This window comes from Fluviirhizobium alvei, from assembly GCF_030551875.1.
Classification (GTDB): Bacteria; Pseudomonadota; Alphaproteobacteria; order Rhizobiales; family Rhizobiaceae; genus Rhizobium_E; species Rhizobium_E alvei.
Map to the genome: position 1 here is coordinate 107,701 of NZ_JAUOZU010000007.1, position 15,770 is coordinate 123,470.

Consider the following 15,770-nt stretch of genomic DNA (forward strand, 5'->3'; position numbering starts at 1 on the left):
GCATGTTCAAGCTCGCCCATATCTCCGATGTGCATCTCGGCCCCTTGCCGGACCTGACGCTGCGCCAACTGATGTCGAAGCGCATTACCGGATATGTGAACTGGCACCGCAATCGGCGCAAGCACCTTTTCGGCGATACGCTGGAATTGCTCATCGATGACATCGCAACCCATGAGCCCGACCATCTGGCGATTACCGGTGACCTCGTCAATCTGGCGACCGATATCGAGATCGAAGCAGCCTCGCGCTGGCTCTCGACCCTGCCGGACCCGGCCACCGTCTCCGTCGTACCGGGAAATCATGACGCCTATGTGCCGGGTGCGATCGAAAAGACCTGCGGCAAATGGGCGCCCTGGATGCGGGGCGACGGGTTCGAAAGCGCGACCCTGACCCCGAGCCAGACCTTTCCCTATGTGCGGATCCGCGATCGGGTGGCCCTCATCGGCGTTTCGACTGCTACGGCAACGCCGCCTTTCATGGCTTCGGGCTTTTTCAGTGACCGGCAGGCCCGCGAACTCGCCAATCACCTGAAAGACCTCGATGCGCGCGGTTTCTTCAGGGTGGTGATGATCCATCACCCGCCGATCCGCGGCGCTATCGCCAGCTACAAGCGCATGATCGGCATAAGACGCTTCGCCGCCGTCCTTCATATGGCAGGCGCCGAACTCGTGCTGCACGGACACACCCATCTCAACACGCTTTACTGGCTCAATGGCAAGCAACGCCGCGTGCCCGTGGTCGGCATTTCGTCTGCCAGCCAGGGACCGGGCGGCAACCGCCCGAATGCCGCATACAATCTTCTCGAGATCGACGGCGAGCCGGGCGCCTGGTCGCTCAATCGCAAACGCTACAGCCTCGGCGATGATGGCAAGACGATCGCGCTCGCCCATCAGGATGCGCTGATCAATCCAGGGTCCGCCTGAAGCGCAGGAGTGCCAGCCCGGCATAGGCGAAGACGAACAGCCAGAGAACGCTGACTTCATGGGCAATGCCGGCCCAATCGGCGCCCTTCAGCATCACCGCCCGGATGATGCGCAGGAAGTGGGTGAGCGGAAAGATCTCGCCGAACAGCTGCGCCCAATCCGGCATGCCGCGATAGGGAAACATGAAACCCGACAGCAATATCGACGGCAGAAAGAAGAAGAACGTCAGCTGCATCGCCTGCATCTGCGTGCGGGCCACCGTCGAGATCGTATAGCCCAGCAGCACCAGCGCCAGAACAAAAACGAGGATCGAGGAGAGCAGCAGCACCATGTCGCCGACGAACGGCACATGAAAGAGCATCTTCGCCGCAATGAGGACCACCGAAACCTGCACTGCCCCGACGGCAAGATAGGGCAGGATCTTTCCGAGCATGATTTCCAGCGGGCTTGCCGGCATCGCCAGCAGATTTTCCATCGTGCCACGCTCGGTTTCCCGCGTCAGCGCCATGGAGGTCATCATCACCATCGTCATCTGCAGGATGACGCCGAGCAGGCCCGGCACGATGTTATACTGGGTGATGCCTTCGGGATTGTAGCGGCGATGGACGACGACCTCGAGCGCATTGGCACTGCTTTCGGCGGCCTGTCGCTCAAGACCCTGCTCGCGCAACAGGGCCTGGCTCGTGACGGTCGAAAGCGTGGAAATGGCGCCCGATGCCACCGATGGATCGGTCGCATCCGCTTCGATCAGGATCTGCGGATGATCGCCGCGCTCCACCCGACGAGCGAAATCCGATGGGATGGTGACAACAAAGGAAACCTCGCCACTGGCAAGCAGAGCCTCGGCTTCGGCAGCGCTGACGCTGGGTTTGACGAAACGGTAGTACCCGGTCAGTTCGAGCGCCGAGACCATGGCACGGACATAGCGATCCGACGAAGAGGTGACGATCGCCGCCGGCAATCCTTTCGGATCGCTGTTGATGGCATAGCCGAACAGAACCAGCTGCAGAAGCGGCACACCGAGCATCATCGCAAATGTCAGCCGGTCGCGCCGCATCTGGATGAACTCCTTGTAGAGCATCGCCATCAGGCGGGAGATGGAGAACATCGCGCTCATTCCATATTGTCCCGTGACGTTGCCATGAACTGGATGAAGACATCCTCGAGGCTGGTGCGACCCTCCGCCACTTTCAGATCCGTCCGGTTCCGATAGGGCGCGAGCGCCTGTTCGAGTGTCACCCGCTCGCGCCCGACCACATGCAGCGCCTTGCCGAAGGGGGCGACCTGATCGACACCCGTCTGTTGTCTCAGGTCATCCGCAATCGCGGAGACATTTTCGCCTTCGACAACGAAGGTAATCAGACCCGCATTGGCGACCACCTCTTCCACCGTGCCGCTGGCAAGCAGCTTGCCGTAGGAGATATAATGGATGCGGTGACAGCGCTCCGCCTCATCCATGTAATGGGTCGAGACGAGCACGGTGAGCCCGCGTGCCGCCAGCCGGTGGATCTCGTCCCAGAACTCCCGCCGCGCCTTGGGGTCGACGCCTGCTGTCGGCTCGTCCAGCAGCAGAAGCTTCGGCTTGTGCATGATGCAGGCCGCCAGCGCCAGCCGTTGTTTCCAGCCGCCCGAAAGCTTGCCGGCAAGCTGCTTGCGCCGGCTGGTAAGGCCGAGATCCGCCAAAGTGTCGTCGACATATTTCCGCGCCGGCTTCAGATCATATAGGCGAGCGACGAAGAGCAGGTTCTCCTCGATCGACAGATCCTCGTAGAAGGAGAATTTCTGCGTCATATAGCCAACTTCGCGCTTGATCTTGAGCGCCTCGCTGGAGAGATCGAAGCCCAGCACGCTGCCGCTGCCGGCATCGGCCTTCAGAAGACCGCACATGATGCGGATGGTCGTGGTTTTGCCCGATCCGTTAGGCCCGAGAAATCCGACGATCTCGCCGACCTCGACATTCATCGACACATTGTCCACGACAACCCGGTCGCCAAAACGCTTGACCAGACCCCTGACCTCGATCGCGTTCATTGCGGCTTGTCCGCCAGTACCGCATCGACAATCTGCCCCGGCTTCAGGGCGGAATGCGGATCATCGGGCCGCGCCTCGATCAAATAGACGAGCTTCTGGCGGTTCTCGAGCGAGTAGATCACCGGCGGCGTGAATTCTGGACCATCGGCGATGTAGAAAATCGTCGCGGTCAGGCTATCCGCGCAGCCATCACACCGTACGGCGAGCTTGCGGCCGGGCGCGAGCTGCGACAGCATGGCTTCGGGTATATAAAGGCGGATCTTCACACCCCCATCGGGCAGGATCGACAGGACCGGTTGCGAGGGACCGGCAACTTCCCCCACCCGTCGGATGACGTCGTCCACCACCCCATCGGCCGGCGATTTCAATTGACGATGGTCGAACCGCCAGCGCGCATTGGCCAGCCGCGCCTCGGCCTGCCGCACCTGCGCTTCGGCAGAGCGGATCTCTTCCGGCCGCGCCGGCAGACGGGCTACCTCGAGATTGGCCGAACTTTGCTCCACGAGCGCCTTTGCCTGATCGTAACGGGTCTTGGCACCATCGAAATCCGATTGCGGGGCGATGCCACGTGCCAGAAGGTCTTTCTGGCGCTCATAGACCCGCCGCGCCTCATCGGCCTGCGCCTGGGCGGAATTGAGCGCGGCTGTGATGACCGCGATTTCCTCCGGACGCCGTCCCTCCTTGAGGTTCGCCAGCTGGGCGCGGGCCTGGTCGATGGCGGCAGCCGCCTCGTCGACGGCGATCTCCGCGTCCTGCGCTTCCATTGAAACGATGGTTTGATCACGTTTGAGGCGATCGCCCCGCTTGGCGAGGATCGTCTCGATCCGACCTGTCTCAACGGGAGCCAGCAGCACATATTCCCCTTCGACATAGCCGGTGGCGACCGGTTGCGGCGCCGGGCAGCCACCGATCAGGGAAACGAAAAGGGGAATGCTGCATAAGAAATCCATCAGGATTGCCCCCGGTAGGCCAGCACGATTGCCCGCGTATTGCGGATCAGGCCATCGATGATCGATTTCACCTCCGGGTCACCGATCTCTGTCCACCCAAGACGGCGCATGATCAGCGGCCGCCCGACGCGGAAATGGAAGACCTGCCCGACAAAGGAGAAGACGGCAATCTTGACTTCGTCCGAATTGGGATCGAGCCCGGTTGCCATTCCGAACAATTCGCAGAAGCGGATATGCATCGGCTTCATCCAGCCATCATAGAAGACCTCGGTGACATTGTTCACTTCCAGGAGTTCGCGCAGGACGAAGTTGACATAGATACGGCTGTCAGGATTGCAGAGCCAGAAATTGCAGAAGACCCGCAACATCTCTTCCATCGTCGAAAGCGCCTCGTTCTGGCCAAGCCGGGGGAGTGGGCGCGAAAAGGACGGGCCGACAATGCCGCGGATCATCGTGATCACATGTTCAGCACAAGCGACCCGCAAACCCGGCTTGCCACCGAAATGATAAGCGATCGATCCGATATTGGCCGCTGCAAGATCGGCAATCTCGCGGGTGGAAACGGCATCATAGCCCTTGTCGCCGAAAAGCCGGATCGCTGATTCCACGAGTGTATTGCGCGTGACTTCCGCGCCTGAGATCGGTCGATCCATCATCCATCTCCAGTTTTTAATCGAATGATTGATTAAATCATTTTCCCCCAATTCGGAAGACCCCAATCACGAAGAAATCACTTGCGATTTAGCAAATTCGGAAGGAGGCTTACGCCTGTGGTCGCCGGCAACCGGCACAAACCGAATTCGTGAGGAAGAGGAGAACTGAAATGCTGCAATCCGCTCTTTCAAAGGGAACCCTGACGGCAGCAATTGCTGTTCTGTTCCTGTCTGCCCCGCTCTGGGCCCAGGCTGCAGGATCCGATTCAGGAACGCCGCCCGAGCCCACCAAGACCACCACCGAATGCAAGGATGGCAAGGTCTGGGACGAAAAGAAGAAGGAATGCGTCGATCCGCAGAAGAGCGGATTCAACGATACCGATCTCTACAAGGCTGCACGCGAACTCGCTTATGCCGGCCAATATGAGAATGCCATCAAGATCCTGAAACTTGCCCGCAATCAGGATGATCCCCGCATTCTCAACTATCTTGGCTTTGCCAACCGCAAGGCGGGTCGGGTCGATCTCGCCATGACCTATTACCGCAAGGCGATTGCCCGCGACGGAAACTATCTCCTGGCGCGGTCCTACATGGGCCAGGCCCTGATTCTGGATGGCGACATTGAAGGCGCCCGCATGCAACTGGTCGAGATTCGCGATCGCGGCGGCGAGGATACCTATGCCTATTCGTCGCTTTATCAGGCACTCAAAAGAAAAATGACCTATTGAGCGAAAGCCACAACCCACAACAACGCTGTGGGAAAATAACGACATAGTTGCCTTGGGCGCAAGCAATTGCGCCCAATTTCCTTAAGGGACTTGCGAACGACGCGCAAAATGCTCCATACCAATTCCCGTCGACATGGCCAGAACCGGGGCCGGGATGACATATTTTAATTTTGCAATGAATAATCCGGCGACAAGCGACGTCATAATGCGTGAGGGTCATGAGTAATCAGGCGAAGGCAGACAATCTCAGTCGCGAATTGGTGACTCTGCTGCCGAAGCTGAGACGATTTGCCATGACCCTGACACGGAACGCATCGGATGCAGATGATCTGGTGCAGGAAGTGTGTGAACGGGCAATTACAAGAAGCCATCTCTGGAATGGAGAGGGCCGGTTGGAAAGCTGGATTTACGCAATGACGAGAAATCTTTGGGTCGATGAGATCAGAAAGCGGAAGGTTCGTACAGGCGGCGGCACGGTCGACGCAGGCGAGCAGGACGAACTGATCGTCGAGGCAAGCGCTGAGAAGGCGATCTATGCCAATCAGATCCACGCCATGATTCTATCGATGCCGGAAGGACTCTCTTCCGTCTTCCTACTCGTCAATGTCGAAGGCCATTCCTACAAGGAAGCGGCTGAAATTCTCGGCATCCCGATCGGCACGGTCATGAGCAGGCTCTCGACTGCAAGGTTGAGACTGGCTGCCATGATCAACGGCACCGGTGAAGCGAGGGCATGACGATGGATGAATTTGAATCACTGCCGCTGGAAGTGCGCCTGTCTGCCTATCTCGATGGGCAGGTCGAGCCGCATCAACGCGAGGTTCTTGAGGCGCTGCTTGCGTCGGATGAGGCGGCACGCCAGCTTCTGGAAACGCTGAAAGCCGGTTCCGAATTCGGCAACAATGCTTTCGAGGAAATGCTGCGCAATCCGGTACCCCTGAGCCTCGTTCGGGCCATCAAGGAGCCGAAAGCCGCCGCCCCCACCCATCCGAGCGCTTCGGGCATCGAAAGCCCGGCCAAGGATACCAACGTGGTCTCCTTCTTCCGTTACATTCCGCAGGCCATCGCCGCCTCGGCGGTGCTTCTGCTCGCTGGCGGTTATTCGGGTTACTTCGTCGGCAAGAATGCCGGGGAACAGCCATCGGTGATCTCGGAAACGACAGGCATCGTCGCCGAGGCCCCGGAAGGCGAAACCAAGACAAGGGGCTTCACCTTCGATGCCGCGCCAGTGGCTCCCGAACCGGCTCAATCCGCAAGCGACCTTGCCGACAAGGTCATTGCGACGCACGAGATCTTCGCACGCCAGAAAGATCGTCTTGTCGAATTCAAGGCCGGTGACGAAAAGGCGCTGACCAACTGGTTGCGCCGCGCCACCAATGTGGAATTCGTTGTCCCGGATCTGACGGCCGAAGGACTCGTATTCCAGGGGGCCCGTCTGATTTCGCTCGAAGGCAAGCCGACCGGTGGATTGTTCTACAAGTCACAGGACGGCGCAGTTACGGCGATCTATTTCGTCAAGGGATCGGTCGACAATGTCAGCCGCGTCGCCGGCAAGGAAGGCATTCTCGCCGGAACCAAGAACAATACGGCGTGGTTCGTGGTCTCGCCGAAGCCTCTGGCAGAACTGACCCCGATCGCCGAAAAGACCATCGGCGCGCTCTGATCCCGTTGACCGGGCGACTGAATGCCCGGTTGCAATTGCTGAGATTTTGCGGTCCCTTACAGTTAATGCCGTCACGAAGGCAATCTGCAGGGACCCAATGGCAAAAGAGATCGAACGCAAATTTCTCATCACGTCGGATGCCTGGCGGTTTGAAGCCGGCTCGGGTATTCGGATGCGGCAGGCTGTCATCCTGACGCAGGATCGCCATATGATGCGGGTGCGGCTCTATGGTGACGGTCGCGCCAGATTGACCGTCAAGGTCGGCATCGACGCGCTGCGGCGGCATGAATTCGAATATGATATACCACCCGAGGATGCCGCCGAAATGCTCTCCATGGCGCTGGGTTCCGAGATTGCCAAGACCCGCTACGAAATCCACCATGGCCGCCATGTCTGGGAGATTGATTGTTTCGAAGGCGCGCTCGAGGGGCTGGTGATCGCCGAAGTCGAGATGGAAGAAGAGGATCTTTCGCCCGATCTGCCTGACTGGCTCGGACGCGAGGTGACCGACGATCCCCGCTTCACCAACCAGGCCCTTGCCGAAGGTAGCCTTGGAGAAAACTGGCGCGATGTCCTATCGGTTTGATTTCGATGTCAGTCCACGAAAGGACATCCGGCGGATTGCCGAAGCTGAAATCGCCAGGGCCATCCTTCTGCTCGCCGAACAGCCCGATGGGCCGCACCTTGCCGTTCACGCGGCCCGCAAGCGCATCAAGCGGCTTCGCGCACTTTATCGTTTCGCCGCCCACACGGATCGATCGTTTCAACGCAGCGAAAACCATCGCCTTCGCACCATTCAGCATGGGCTGGCCCATGCGCGCGATGCGGCGGCCCTGGTGGAAACGGTCGCCGCCCTCAAGAACCACACCATCACTCCGGAGGAACGCGAGGCAATCGGCAAGGTCGAAGCGTCTCTCGTTGAACGCCGGGACCGGCTGACATCCAAAGAGACAGCGCTGGCCGCTACAATACCGGAGACAATTCGTGCGCTGGAAAAATCGCGGCAGGCTCTGGCAAGTCTCGAGATCGACAAGGACCGGCATGGTTTCGCGATCCAGCTCGCCAGCCGCTGGGAAAAGACAACCCGTACCGCGCTCGGATTGATGACGATTTCCAAAGAGGGTAACAATCCGGCAGCCCTGCATGACTTGCGCAAACGGTGCCAGGATCGCTGGATGCAGGCCCTTCTGCTCAGATCTGCCTGGCCGGCAGGTTTTACTGCGCTCGCCCATCAATCCAAGGAACTGATCGACCTCATCGGCCTTTCCAGGGACCTGGGGCTTCTCCATGACGCAATCCGCGATGAACCGCAGCTCGACATCACCCACGACGAAGAGACGCTGATCGCGCCGTTGATCAACAGGCTTCAATCCGACCTGAACCGGCAGGCCGTGGTTAAGGCGCACGAACTTTTTATTACCCCCACGAACCGGGAGCGTCAGACCATCGCCATGCTCATCCTGGGAAGAATGGACAGGTGAGTATCAGGCCTGCGATTTTCCTGTCCCGGATCGGCAAAAAAATATCCCGGCCGGAGCCGGGATATCGCAAGATGCCTATAACAGGGCTTACTTCGCCTTCTGTTCTTCGAGCATGCGGTTGACCGCCGAGACGATCGCCTCGAGCGAGGCGGCGACGATGTTGGTATTGATGCCGGCGCCGAAGAGCTTGCCGACCGGCGTGTTCATTTCAACATAGGCGATGGCGGCAGCATTCGAACCATGCTGGAGCGAATGTTCCGAATAATCGTTCACCGAAATGTCCTGACCGAGATAGATCGACATCGCATTGACGAAGCCGTCGATCGGGCCGGTACCGTGGCCTTCGATGCGCTTGAGCACGCCACCATCGGTGATCTCGGCAGCGAGAATGCGACGGCCCTTCTGTTCCGGATCCGGATAGGTATGGTGGTCGACGAACTTGAAGCGCGCACCCGGTTGATCGACATAACGCTCGATGAAACGGGCATGGATGGCCTTGGACGGCAGTTCCTTGCCCTGTTCGTCGGTGATGCGCTGGATATCGTCGCGGAACTCGACCTGCAGGTTGCGCGGCAGGTTGATGCCGTAATCTTCCTGCATGATGTAGGCAATGCCGCCTTTGCCCGACTGCGAGTTGATGCGGATGATCGCCTCGTAAGTGCGGCCGACATCCTGCGGGTCGATCGGCAGATAGGGCACTTCCCACAGCGGCTTGTTAGCCTTCTTCAGGGCCTTCATGCCCTTGTTGATCGCATCCTGATGCGAACCGGAGAAGGCGGTATAGACCAGTTCGCCGACGTAAGGGTGCCGCTCGCCGATCTTCATCTGGTTCGAATATTCGTAGACATCCTTCATGCGCTCGATGTTGGTGCAATCGAGATGCGGATCGACACCCTGCGTGTACATGTTGAGCGCCAGCGTCACGATATCGACATTGCCGGTGCGCTCGCCATTGCCGAACAGCGTGCCTTCGACACGGTCGGCACCGGCCATCAGACCCAGTTCGGTGGCAGCGATCGCGGTGCCGCGGTCATTGTGCGGATGCAGCGAGATGATCAGGTTCTCGCGATTGTCGAGGTTGCGGCACATCCATTCGATCTGGTCGGCATAGATGTTCGGCGTCGCCATCTCGACCGTCGACGGCAGGTTGATGATCAGCTTGTTGTCCGGCGTCGGCTTCACTTCAGCGATAACGGCGTTGCAGATTTCCAGCGCAACGTCGAGCTCCGTACCGGTGAAGCTCTCCGGCGAATATTCGAATCGGAACCCGCCACCGGCCTTTTCGGCCATGTCGGTGATCATCTTGGCGGCATCGACGGCAATCTGCTTGATGCCCGGAACATCCTTGGCAAACACAACGCGGCGCTGCAGTTCCGATGTCGAATTGTAGAAATGCACGATCGGACGCTTGGCACCCTGCAAGGCTTCGAAAGTGCGCGTGATCAGCTCGGGGCGGCACTGCACCAGCACCTGCAGCGATACGTCGTCGGGCACATTGCCTTCCTCGACGCACCAGCGGGCAAAATCGAAATCGGTCTGGGAGGCGGAGGGGAAACCGATTTCGATTTCCTTGAAACCCATGTCGAGCAACAGCTGGAACATGCGCGCCTTGCGGTCATGGCCCATCGGATCGACGAGCGCCTGGTTGCCGTCGCGCAGGTCGACGGAGCACCAGATCGGCGGCGTGGTGATGGTCTTCGACGGCCAGGTCCGGTCCGGCAGGGCAATCTGCGGATAGGGCTGGTACTTGATGGCCGCGTCAGGCATGCCGTTCTGGATGGGATGGGTCTTGATGATCATGTCGCTTTAACCTCGGCAATTGGCCTCGCTGATAACGCCTTTCGTCGTCTCTGACGACAGGAAAATGAAGACGATCAGCAGAAATGGAAATTTCGGATGTCGCGAGGAGCGATTGGCCCTGACGGCTTACCCGGCCGCCGGGCGCTCCTCAGCAGACCCGGCAACCGCGAGTAAGGCTAAGAAGAAGAAGCGAGTTTGCAGACGCGACCCGACCTTCGGCAGCGATGCCGAATCCGGTCAAGAAAGAATGTGTCGCGTTTCTGATCATGGTTGCGCTTATAACATGACATTTCGTCATCGCAAGCGGTTTTCAAGTCGATGGCAGGCGAACCGTCACCGATAGGCCGGGATTGGCGTTCTCGAAGGCAAGCGTGCCGCCATGAGTGTTGACGATTTCCTCGACGATCGAAAGGCCAAGCCCGGCCCCGCCGCTCGACTGGTCGAGCCGCTCGCCTCTTCGGGTGATTGTCTCGATCTTGTCGGCAGGAATACCGGGACCATCATCCGTAATGCGAAACCAGACATGGTTCCCATCCCGCTCGGCCGTGATGGCGACACCACCAGACGCATAGCGCACGGCATTTTCCATAAGGTTGCCCATGAGTTCGGCGAGATCGTCCGCCTCGATCCGGACCTGAAGATCGGCCGCCACATCGATTGTCCAGTCGAGCATCTGGCCGCGCGGTGTGCGTTCGAGAACGGCGATCACCCGTTCGACGACGGTAAGAATTGCAACCGGCTTGGCCTGCCCGCGTTCTGCAAGCCGTGCCCGCGCCAGCTGGTGGTCGACATGCCGGCGCATGGCGGTGATCGAAAGCCCCACCTCGCGTGCCAATTCCGGCTTTCCTTCCGCCTTCAACCGTTCGACATCGCCGGCCAGCGCCTGCAGAGGCGTCTTCAGCCCATGCGCCAGATCAGCCGCCTGCTTGCGTGCCTTGATCAGCTGCGCCTCGCGTGAGGCCAGCAGTCCGTCGACCTCCTCGGTCAATGGAAGGATTTCCATCGGATAGGCGCCATCCATGCGCCGGGCCCGACCGGAGCGGATTTCGGCGATCCTTTGCTTAACACTCGCCAGAGGCATGAGCCCCAGCTGGATCTGCATGAAGTTGGCCACCAGGAGAATGATGCCGAGGACTGTGAGAAAGGGGGCAAGATCGGACCGGAACTCCGTTTTTGCCCGATCGATTTCGGCCCGGTCGATGGCCACGGCGACGAGCACCGGCCGATCCCCGAGACGCACCCCGCCGGCCAGTTCGCGTGCAACCATGAAAACGGGCCGCTCACCCGGCCCATCGACATAGCGCACCACCGACGAACCCGGTTCGAGTGCCGGAATTTCGAGTTCCCCATCCCAGAGCGATCGCGACCGCAGCACCTCGTCTCCGCTCTCGATCTGCCAGTAGAGGCCGGACAGAGGCGCGGCAAATCGGCTATCGACCGGTTGACCGGCCAGCACCAGCCGACCGGACGGATTGCGCTCGAGTTTGGCGATGATCTGGCCCAGATCGACTTCGAGCTCCTGGGTCAGCCGCCGTTCGACATGGCGCTCGAACAGCAACGACAGCCCGAAAAAGCTGATGATGCAGGCAACAAGCAAGAGCATGAGCCCGGCCACCGACAGCCGCAAACGGAGCGAATTGCCGCGCCAGACCATGTCAGGGCTCTTGCCCGATATAGTAGCCAAAGCCTCGGCGGTTTCCGACCGTTTCCGCCCCGAGCTTTTTGCGCAGCCGCGTGATCAGCACTTCCAGCGCGTTGGCATCACGCGAAAAATCGTCGCCATAAACATGGCTTTGCAGTTCCGTTGGGGGAACAATCCGCCCCTGATGATGACCGAGATAGCTCACGAGCCGATATTCGAGCGGTGTCAGCGATTGCGGAATGCCGTTGAGGCTGACCCGCATGCTGCGCGGATCGATGCTCAGCGGACCCACAGCAATCACCGCTGAACCGATGCCGACCGAACGCCGGATCAGCGCGCGGACACGGGCGATCAGTTCCTCGAACTGGAACGGTTTCGGCAGATAGTCGTCGGCTCCGGCATCGATGCCCTCCACGCGCTCCGCCCAGCTGGCCCGCGCCGTCAGCATCAGCACCGGCATATGGCGATCATTCTGCCGCCAGCGCTTGATGATGGTCAGTCCATCCAGTTGCGGCAGGCCGATATCGAGGATGATGAGATCATAATCCTCGGTATCGCCCAGAAACCAGGCTTCCTCGCCGTCGTGAACCACGTCCGGCGCATATCCGGCCTGCGTGAGCGCATTTGCGATATCGCCGGCGATCTTTCTGTCATCCTCGGCAAGCAGCAGCCGCATCAATCGTCTTCCACTTCGAGAACCTCGATGGTCTTGGCATCGACCTTGACTTCAATCACCCGACCATCCGGACGAATAATCTCGATCTCATAGATATACTGTCCCCGGTCCTTTTCGAACTCGATTTCGATAATGTCACCGGGAAAATCGCTGCGTATCTTTGCAAGGATCTGGTCGAGCGGCAGCACGAGGCCGGATTTCAACGCCTGGCGCGCCTCGTCATGCAAAAGGGTCGAGGAAGGATCCTCGACGGTTTCGTCGTCCTGGGCATCGACCGCAGGAATGGCGATCAGGCTTGCCAGCAGAACGAGGGCCGCCAGCGCTATCGGGTTTCGGAATCTTGGCATGACCTTTCCTTACCACAGCGAAACTTTCATTTGACTGACATTGGCTGAAAGCGAGGCAAAAGGCGTCGGATGCCAGAAAGGGCCATTCGCAACCAAAGGAGTGACCAATGGCTCGTATCACTGGCAACAAGAACAACAATCGTCTCGACGGTACATCGCAGGCCGATGAGATCCACGGTCTCGCCGGCAATGATCGCCTGTATGGATTTGCCGGCAACGACGATCTTGAGGGCGGCGCAGGCGATGATCGCCTTTATGGCGGTGCAGGCAACGACGATCTCGAAGGCGATGCCGGAAACGATGTTCTCGATGGCGGCAGCGGTCGCAATGATCTCGAGGGCGGCCTCGGCGCCGACACCTTCATCTTCCGCACCGGCATAACGGAGATCGACGATTTTTCCGCCGACGATACGGTCCAGATTTCGACATCGCTCGGCGTCGATACGTTTGACGAACTGATGGCGCTCGCCCGTCAGGTCGATGGCGGTGAGGATGTGCTGATCGATTTCGGCAAGCACGAGCTCCGGCTCGACGACACCCGTCTTTCCGATCTCAAGGCATCCGATTTCGACTTCATCTGATCGCGACCAGCAAGTGGCCCGCGCGCAACTGCGCGGGTCCTATCCGCGGCGCAATCCGGCTGCCAAACGCGCGATTGCCATGACAGCACCACCGGCAAGAAGGCCCCAGAAGGCTCCCGAGACACCGGCAAACGAAACACCGGAAGCCGCGACGATGAAGGTTACAGCCGCCGCTTCTCGCGTCTCGGCTTCCCGGAAGGCACCAAGCAGCGAGCCGGAAAAGGCGCCGATCAGCGCCAATCCGGCCACGGCTTCGATGAGGATCTTCGGTGCGAGTGCCACGAAAGCGGTCACCCCGCCCGCAAAGAGGCCCAGCACCACATAGGCGATGCCGGCAACGATGGCCGCCCAATAACGGCGCGCCGGATCGGCATGCGCATCCTCGCCGGCACACATCGCAGCCGTGATCGCCGCCAGATTGACCCCATGGCCGCCGAAAGGCGCGCTCAGAAGTGAGAACAGGCCGGTGATGGTGAAGACCGGCCCCGGATTGGGTGTGTAGCCGTTGACCTTGAGCACCGCGATTCCGGTGATGTTCTGCGATGCCATGGTGATGATGAAGAGCGGCACCGCAATCGAGATCACGGTTGCGAGCGAGAAGGATGGCATGACCCAGACCGGATGCGGCACCGCACGGGCCGCCACCTCGGCCATCGCGCCTTCCGGGATCTGGACGCCGAAGAGGATCACCAGCACGAAAGCGCCGAGCGCCGCCGGCGTTGCAGCCAGCCGATTGATGGCGCCGGCCGCGAAATAGGCCACGACAATGGCAAGCCCCCAGACCGGATTGAAGGCGACCGCCTTGACGGGGGCGAAGCAGAGGCCAACCAGAACCCCGGCCAGCATGGCATTGGCAAGCGCCGGAGGAATATTGGCAACCGCCTTGCTGAGCGGCTTGAAGAGACCAGCGACGACGATCAGAAGGCTGCAGACGAGGAAAGCACCAACGGCAACGCTAAAGCCGCCCTCCGGCACACCGGACGATGCCAGAAAGGCGCCACCGGGCGTCGACCAGGCGACCGAAATTGGCATCTTCTTCCACACCGACAGAAGCAGTCCGCAAACACCCATGGCAATCGAGAGCGCCATCAGGCCGGAGGCGGCCTCGGCATCCGTGGCTCCAACACCGTGCAGCCCCTGGAGGACAACGGCAAAAGACCCGGCAAACCCGACGAAAGCGACCAGAAGCCCCATGATCAGGCTCTGGATGGAAAAATCCTTAAACATGGGTCCCCGCCCAAACCGAAAAAAATGTGGCGGCCCAAGAGCCGCCAGTCGTAGTCAAACCAATATCAACCTCAGAGCGTTTTCGCAAACCACTCGGCAGTCTTCATGATCACCGAATTGGCCATGCTCTGGTCGGCACTCAGCACACCGAAAATATGGTCGCCATCCGGAATCACCAGCGCTTCCTTGGTCTGGCTCTTGGACAGGCCGATGAACCGGTCGGAATAGGCGGCGGAAAAATCCTTGGCGCCGGTAATCGTCAGATAGGCGCCCGGATAGGAGGCAATCGCATCGTCGATCTTGCGGTTCTGCAGGCTGTCGAAGAAATCCTGCTTGAGCACGATGGTCCGCCATCCGAGATCGAGCCCAACGACACCATCTTCCTTGGCGCGATCGAACGCCTTCTGGCCAAGCGAGGCGAGGAAATCGCTCTGGAAATCCCCCACCGATGACCAGGTCACGAGCGATTTCACGTCGGCCGCGCGGTCAGACGCCAGCAAGGTCCCGACGCCACCGCCAAGGCTGAAACCGAGAACGCCGATACGTTTCGGATCGATGCCATCAGTCTTCATCAGGACATCGAGTGCGGCTTTGGCCTGGGCGAGTTGCGAATCCACCGTCGTCATACCGGTATCGCCGTCGCTCTTGCCGAAACCGGCGAAATCGATCCTGAGCGAGGCGATCCCCTTCTGGGCGAGGGCTGCGGCCGCATGCTTGTACATGTCGCCGACCTCGTTGCGCGAACTGCCAAAGCCATGCAGCATCAGCACCGCAGGTACGGGATCGACATGGTCGGGCATGTTCAGGGTGGCAGCGATACCACCTTCGAGAACCAGGGACTGGTCTGCCGCCTTGGCCGGCAGGGTGAACATGAGGCTCGCGAACAGCAAACCGCCAAGTTTCGGCAGGCTCTTTCCAAGCAAGCGAAGGAAGGAACCGCTGGTGGATGGTGCCAGGACAATCATGAAAACTCCGCATCTGCACGTCAACTTCAGAAATGCTAGGCGGATTTTGCGGCGCATACAAGCGGTGCACTTGCGCAATCCAAGTCAAACGACTTGCATGAAA

Annotated in this window: 17 protein-coding genes; 7 read left to right on the forward strand and 10 right to left on the reverse strand. The window is 59.8% G+C overall.

Features of this window, described 5'->3' with window-relative positions; genetic code table 11:
- Nucleotides 1–2: 2 nt before the first annotated feature.
- A complete protein-coding gene (locus tag Q4481_RS09840) occupies nt 3–923 on the forward strand; it encodes a metallophosphoesterase family protein (RefSeq protein ID WP_304376186.1) in 921 nt (306 codons plus the stop codon).
- Here the strand turns inward: Q4481_RS09840 and Q4481_RS09845 are convergent.
- Genes Q4481_RS09845 through Q4481_RS09860 form a run of 4 tightly spaced genes read right to left on the reverse strand, consistent with a single transcriptional unit; the run spans nt 904 to nt 4,557 of the window.
- Nucleotides 904–2,040 carry an ABC transporter permease gene (locus tag Q4481_RS09845; RefSeq protein WP_304376187.1) on the reverse strand — a complete coding sequence of 379 codons (1,137 nt, stop codon included), beginning with the start codon at nt 2,038–2,040 and terminating at the stop codon, nt 904–906. The genes Q4481_RS09840 and Q4481_RS09845 overlap by 20 nt on opposite strands.
- Nucleotides 2,037–2,954 (reverse strand): ABC transporter ATP-binding protein, encoded by a 918-nt coding sequence (locus tag Q4481_RS09850; protein ID WP_304376188.1) that lies wholly within the window; start codon nt 2,952–2,954, stop codon nt 2,037–2,039. Before Q4481_RS09850 ends, Q4481_RS09845 begins: the two co-directional genes overlap by 4 nt.
- Nucleotides 2,951–3,904 (reverse strand): HlyD family secretion protein, encoded by a 954-nt coding sequence (locus Q4481_RS09855; protein ID WP_304376189.1) that lies wholly within the window; start codon nt 3,902–3,904, stop codon nt 2,951–2,953. Before Q4481_RS09855 ends, Q4481_RS09850 begins: the two co-directional genes overlap by 4 nt.
- Complete coding sequence (locus Q4481_RS09860) at nt 3,904–4,557, reverse strand: CerR family C-terminal domain-containing protein (protein WP_304376190.1); 654 nt, start codon at nt 4,555–4,557, stop codon at nt 3,904–3,906. Before Q4481_RS09860 ends, Q4481_RS09855 begins: the two co-directional genes overlap by 1 nt.
- Nucleotides 4,558–4,727: 170 nt before the next feature.
- On the opposite strand from Q4481_RS09860, the gene Q4481_RS09865 reads away from it, so the two are divergent.
- The 5 genes from Q4481_RS09865 to Q4481_RS09885 all read left to right on the forward strand — a co-directional run bounded on the left by Q4481_RS09865 (nt 4,728) and on the right by Q4481_RS09885 (nt 8,429).
- Entirely contained in the window at nt 4,728–5,285 is a 558-nt protein-coding gene (locus tag Q4481_RS09865) for a hypothetical protein (RefSeq protein ID WP_304376191.1), read from the forward strand.
- Between the two features lie 218 nt (nt 5,286–5,503).
- Nucleotides 5,504–6,022: an RNA polymerase sigma factor gene (locus Q4481_RS09870; RefSeq protein WP_304376192.1), complete on the forward strand. Its 519-nt coding sequence runs from the start codon at nt 5,504–5,506 to the stop codon at nt 6,020–6,022.
- 2 nt (nt 6,023–6,024) lie between these two features.
- Nucleotides 6,025–6,948 (forward strand): anti-sigma factor family protein, encoded by a 924-nt coding sequence (locus Q4481_RS09875; RefSeq protein WP_304376193.1) that lies wholly within the window; start codon nt 6,025–6,027, stop codon nt 6,946–6,948.
- Between the two features lie 97 nt (nt 6,949–7,045).
- Complete coding sequence (locus Q4481_RS09880; RefSeq protein ID WP_304376194.1) at nt 7,046–7,534, forward strand: CYTH domain-containing protein; 489 nt, start codon at nt 7,046–7,048, stop codon at nt 7,532–7,534.
- Nucleotides 7,518–8,429, forward strand: coding sequence for a CHAD domain-containing protein (locus Q4481_RS09885; RefSeq protein ID WP_304376195.1), 912 nt, complete (start codon nt 7,518–7,520; stop codon nt 8,427–8,429). The genes Q4481_RS09880 and Q4481_RS09885 overlap by 17 nt, the downstream gene beginning before the upstream one ends.
- Nucleotides 8,430–8,516: 87 nt before the next feature.
- Here the strand turns inward: Q4481_RS09885 and leuA are convergent, their stop codons facing one another.
- The 4 genes from leuA to Q4481_RS09905 all read right to left on the reverse strand — a co-directional run bounded on the left by leuA (nt 8,517) and on the right by Q4481_RS09905 (nt 12,894).
- The gene (gene leuA, locus Q4481_RS09890; protein WP_304376196.1) at nt 8,517–10,229 is read right to left on the reverse strand and encodes a 2-isopropylmalate synthase; all 1,713 of its coding nucleotides are present in this window, start codon (nt 10,227–10,229) and stop codon (nt 8,517–8,519) included.
- A gap of 310 nt (nt 10,230–10,539) precedes the next feature.
- Nucleotides 10,540–11,883, reverse strand: coding sequence for a sensor histidine kinase (locus Q4481_RS09895; protein ID WP_304376197.1), 1,344 nt, complete (start codon nt 11,881–11,883; stop codon nt 10,540–10,542).
- A 1-nt stretch (nt 11,884) separates the two neighbouring features.
- On the reverse strand, nt 11,885–12,547 hold the full coding sequence (locus tag Q4481_RS09900; protein ID WP_304376198.1) for a response regulator transcription factor: 663 nt from the start codon (nt 12,545–12,547) through the stop codon (nt 11,885–11,887).
- A complete protein-coding gene (locus Q4481_RS09905) occupies nt 12,547–12,894 on the reverse strand; it encodes a PepSY domain-containing protein (protein WP_304376199.1) in 348 nt (115 codons plus the stop codon). The genes Q4481_RS09900 and Q4481_RS09905 overlap by 1 nt, the downstream gene beginning before the upstream one ends.
- A gap of 107 nt (nt 12,895–13,001) precedes the next feature.
- On the opposite strand from Q4481_RS09905, the gene Q4481_RS09910 reads away from it, so the two are divergent.
- On the forward strand, nt 13,002–13,475 hold the full coding sequence (locus Q4481_RS09910) for a calcium-binding protein (RefSeq protein WP_304376200.1): 474 nt from the start codon (nt 13,002–13,004) through the stop codon (nt 13,473–13,475).
- 39 nt (nt 13,476–13,514) lie between these two features.
- On the opposite strand, the gene Q4481_RS09915 is transcribed toward Q4481_RS09910, so the two are convergent.
- Complete coding sequence (locus Q4481_RS09915; RefSeq protein WP_304376201.1) at nt 13,515–14,702, reverse strand: benzoate/H(+) symporter BenE family transporter; 1,188 nt, start codon at nt 14,700–14,702, stop codon at nt 13,515–13,517.
- Nucleotides 14,703–14,773: 71 nt separating this feature from the next.
- The gene (locus Q4481_RS09920; protein ID WP_304376202.1) at nt 14,774–15,667 is read right to left on the reverse strand and encodes an alpha/beta hydrolase family protein; all 894 of its coding nucleotides are present in this window, start codon (nt 15,665–15,667) and stop codon (nt 14,774–14,776) included.
- Nucleotides 15,668–15,770: the final 103 nt, after the last annotated feature.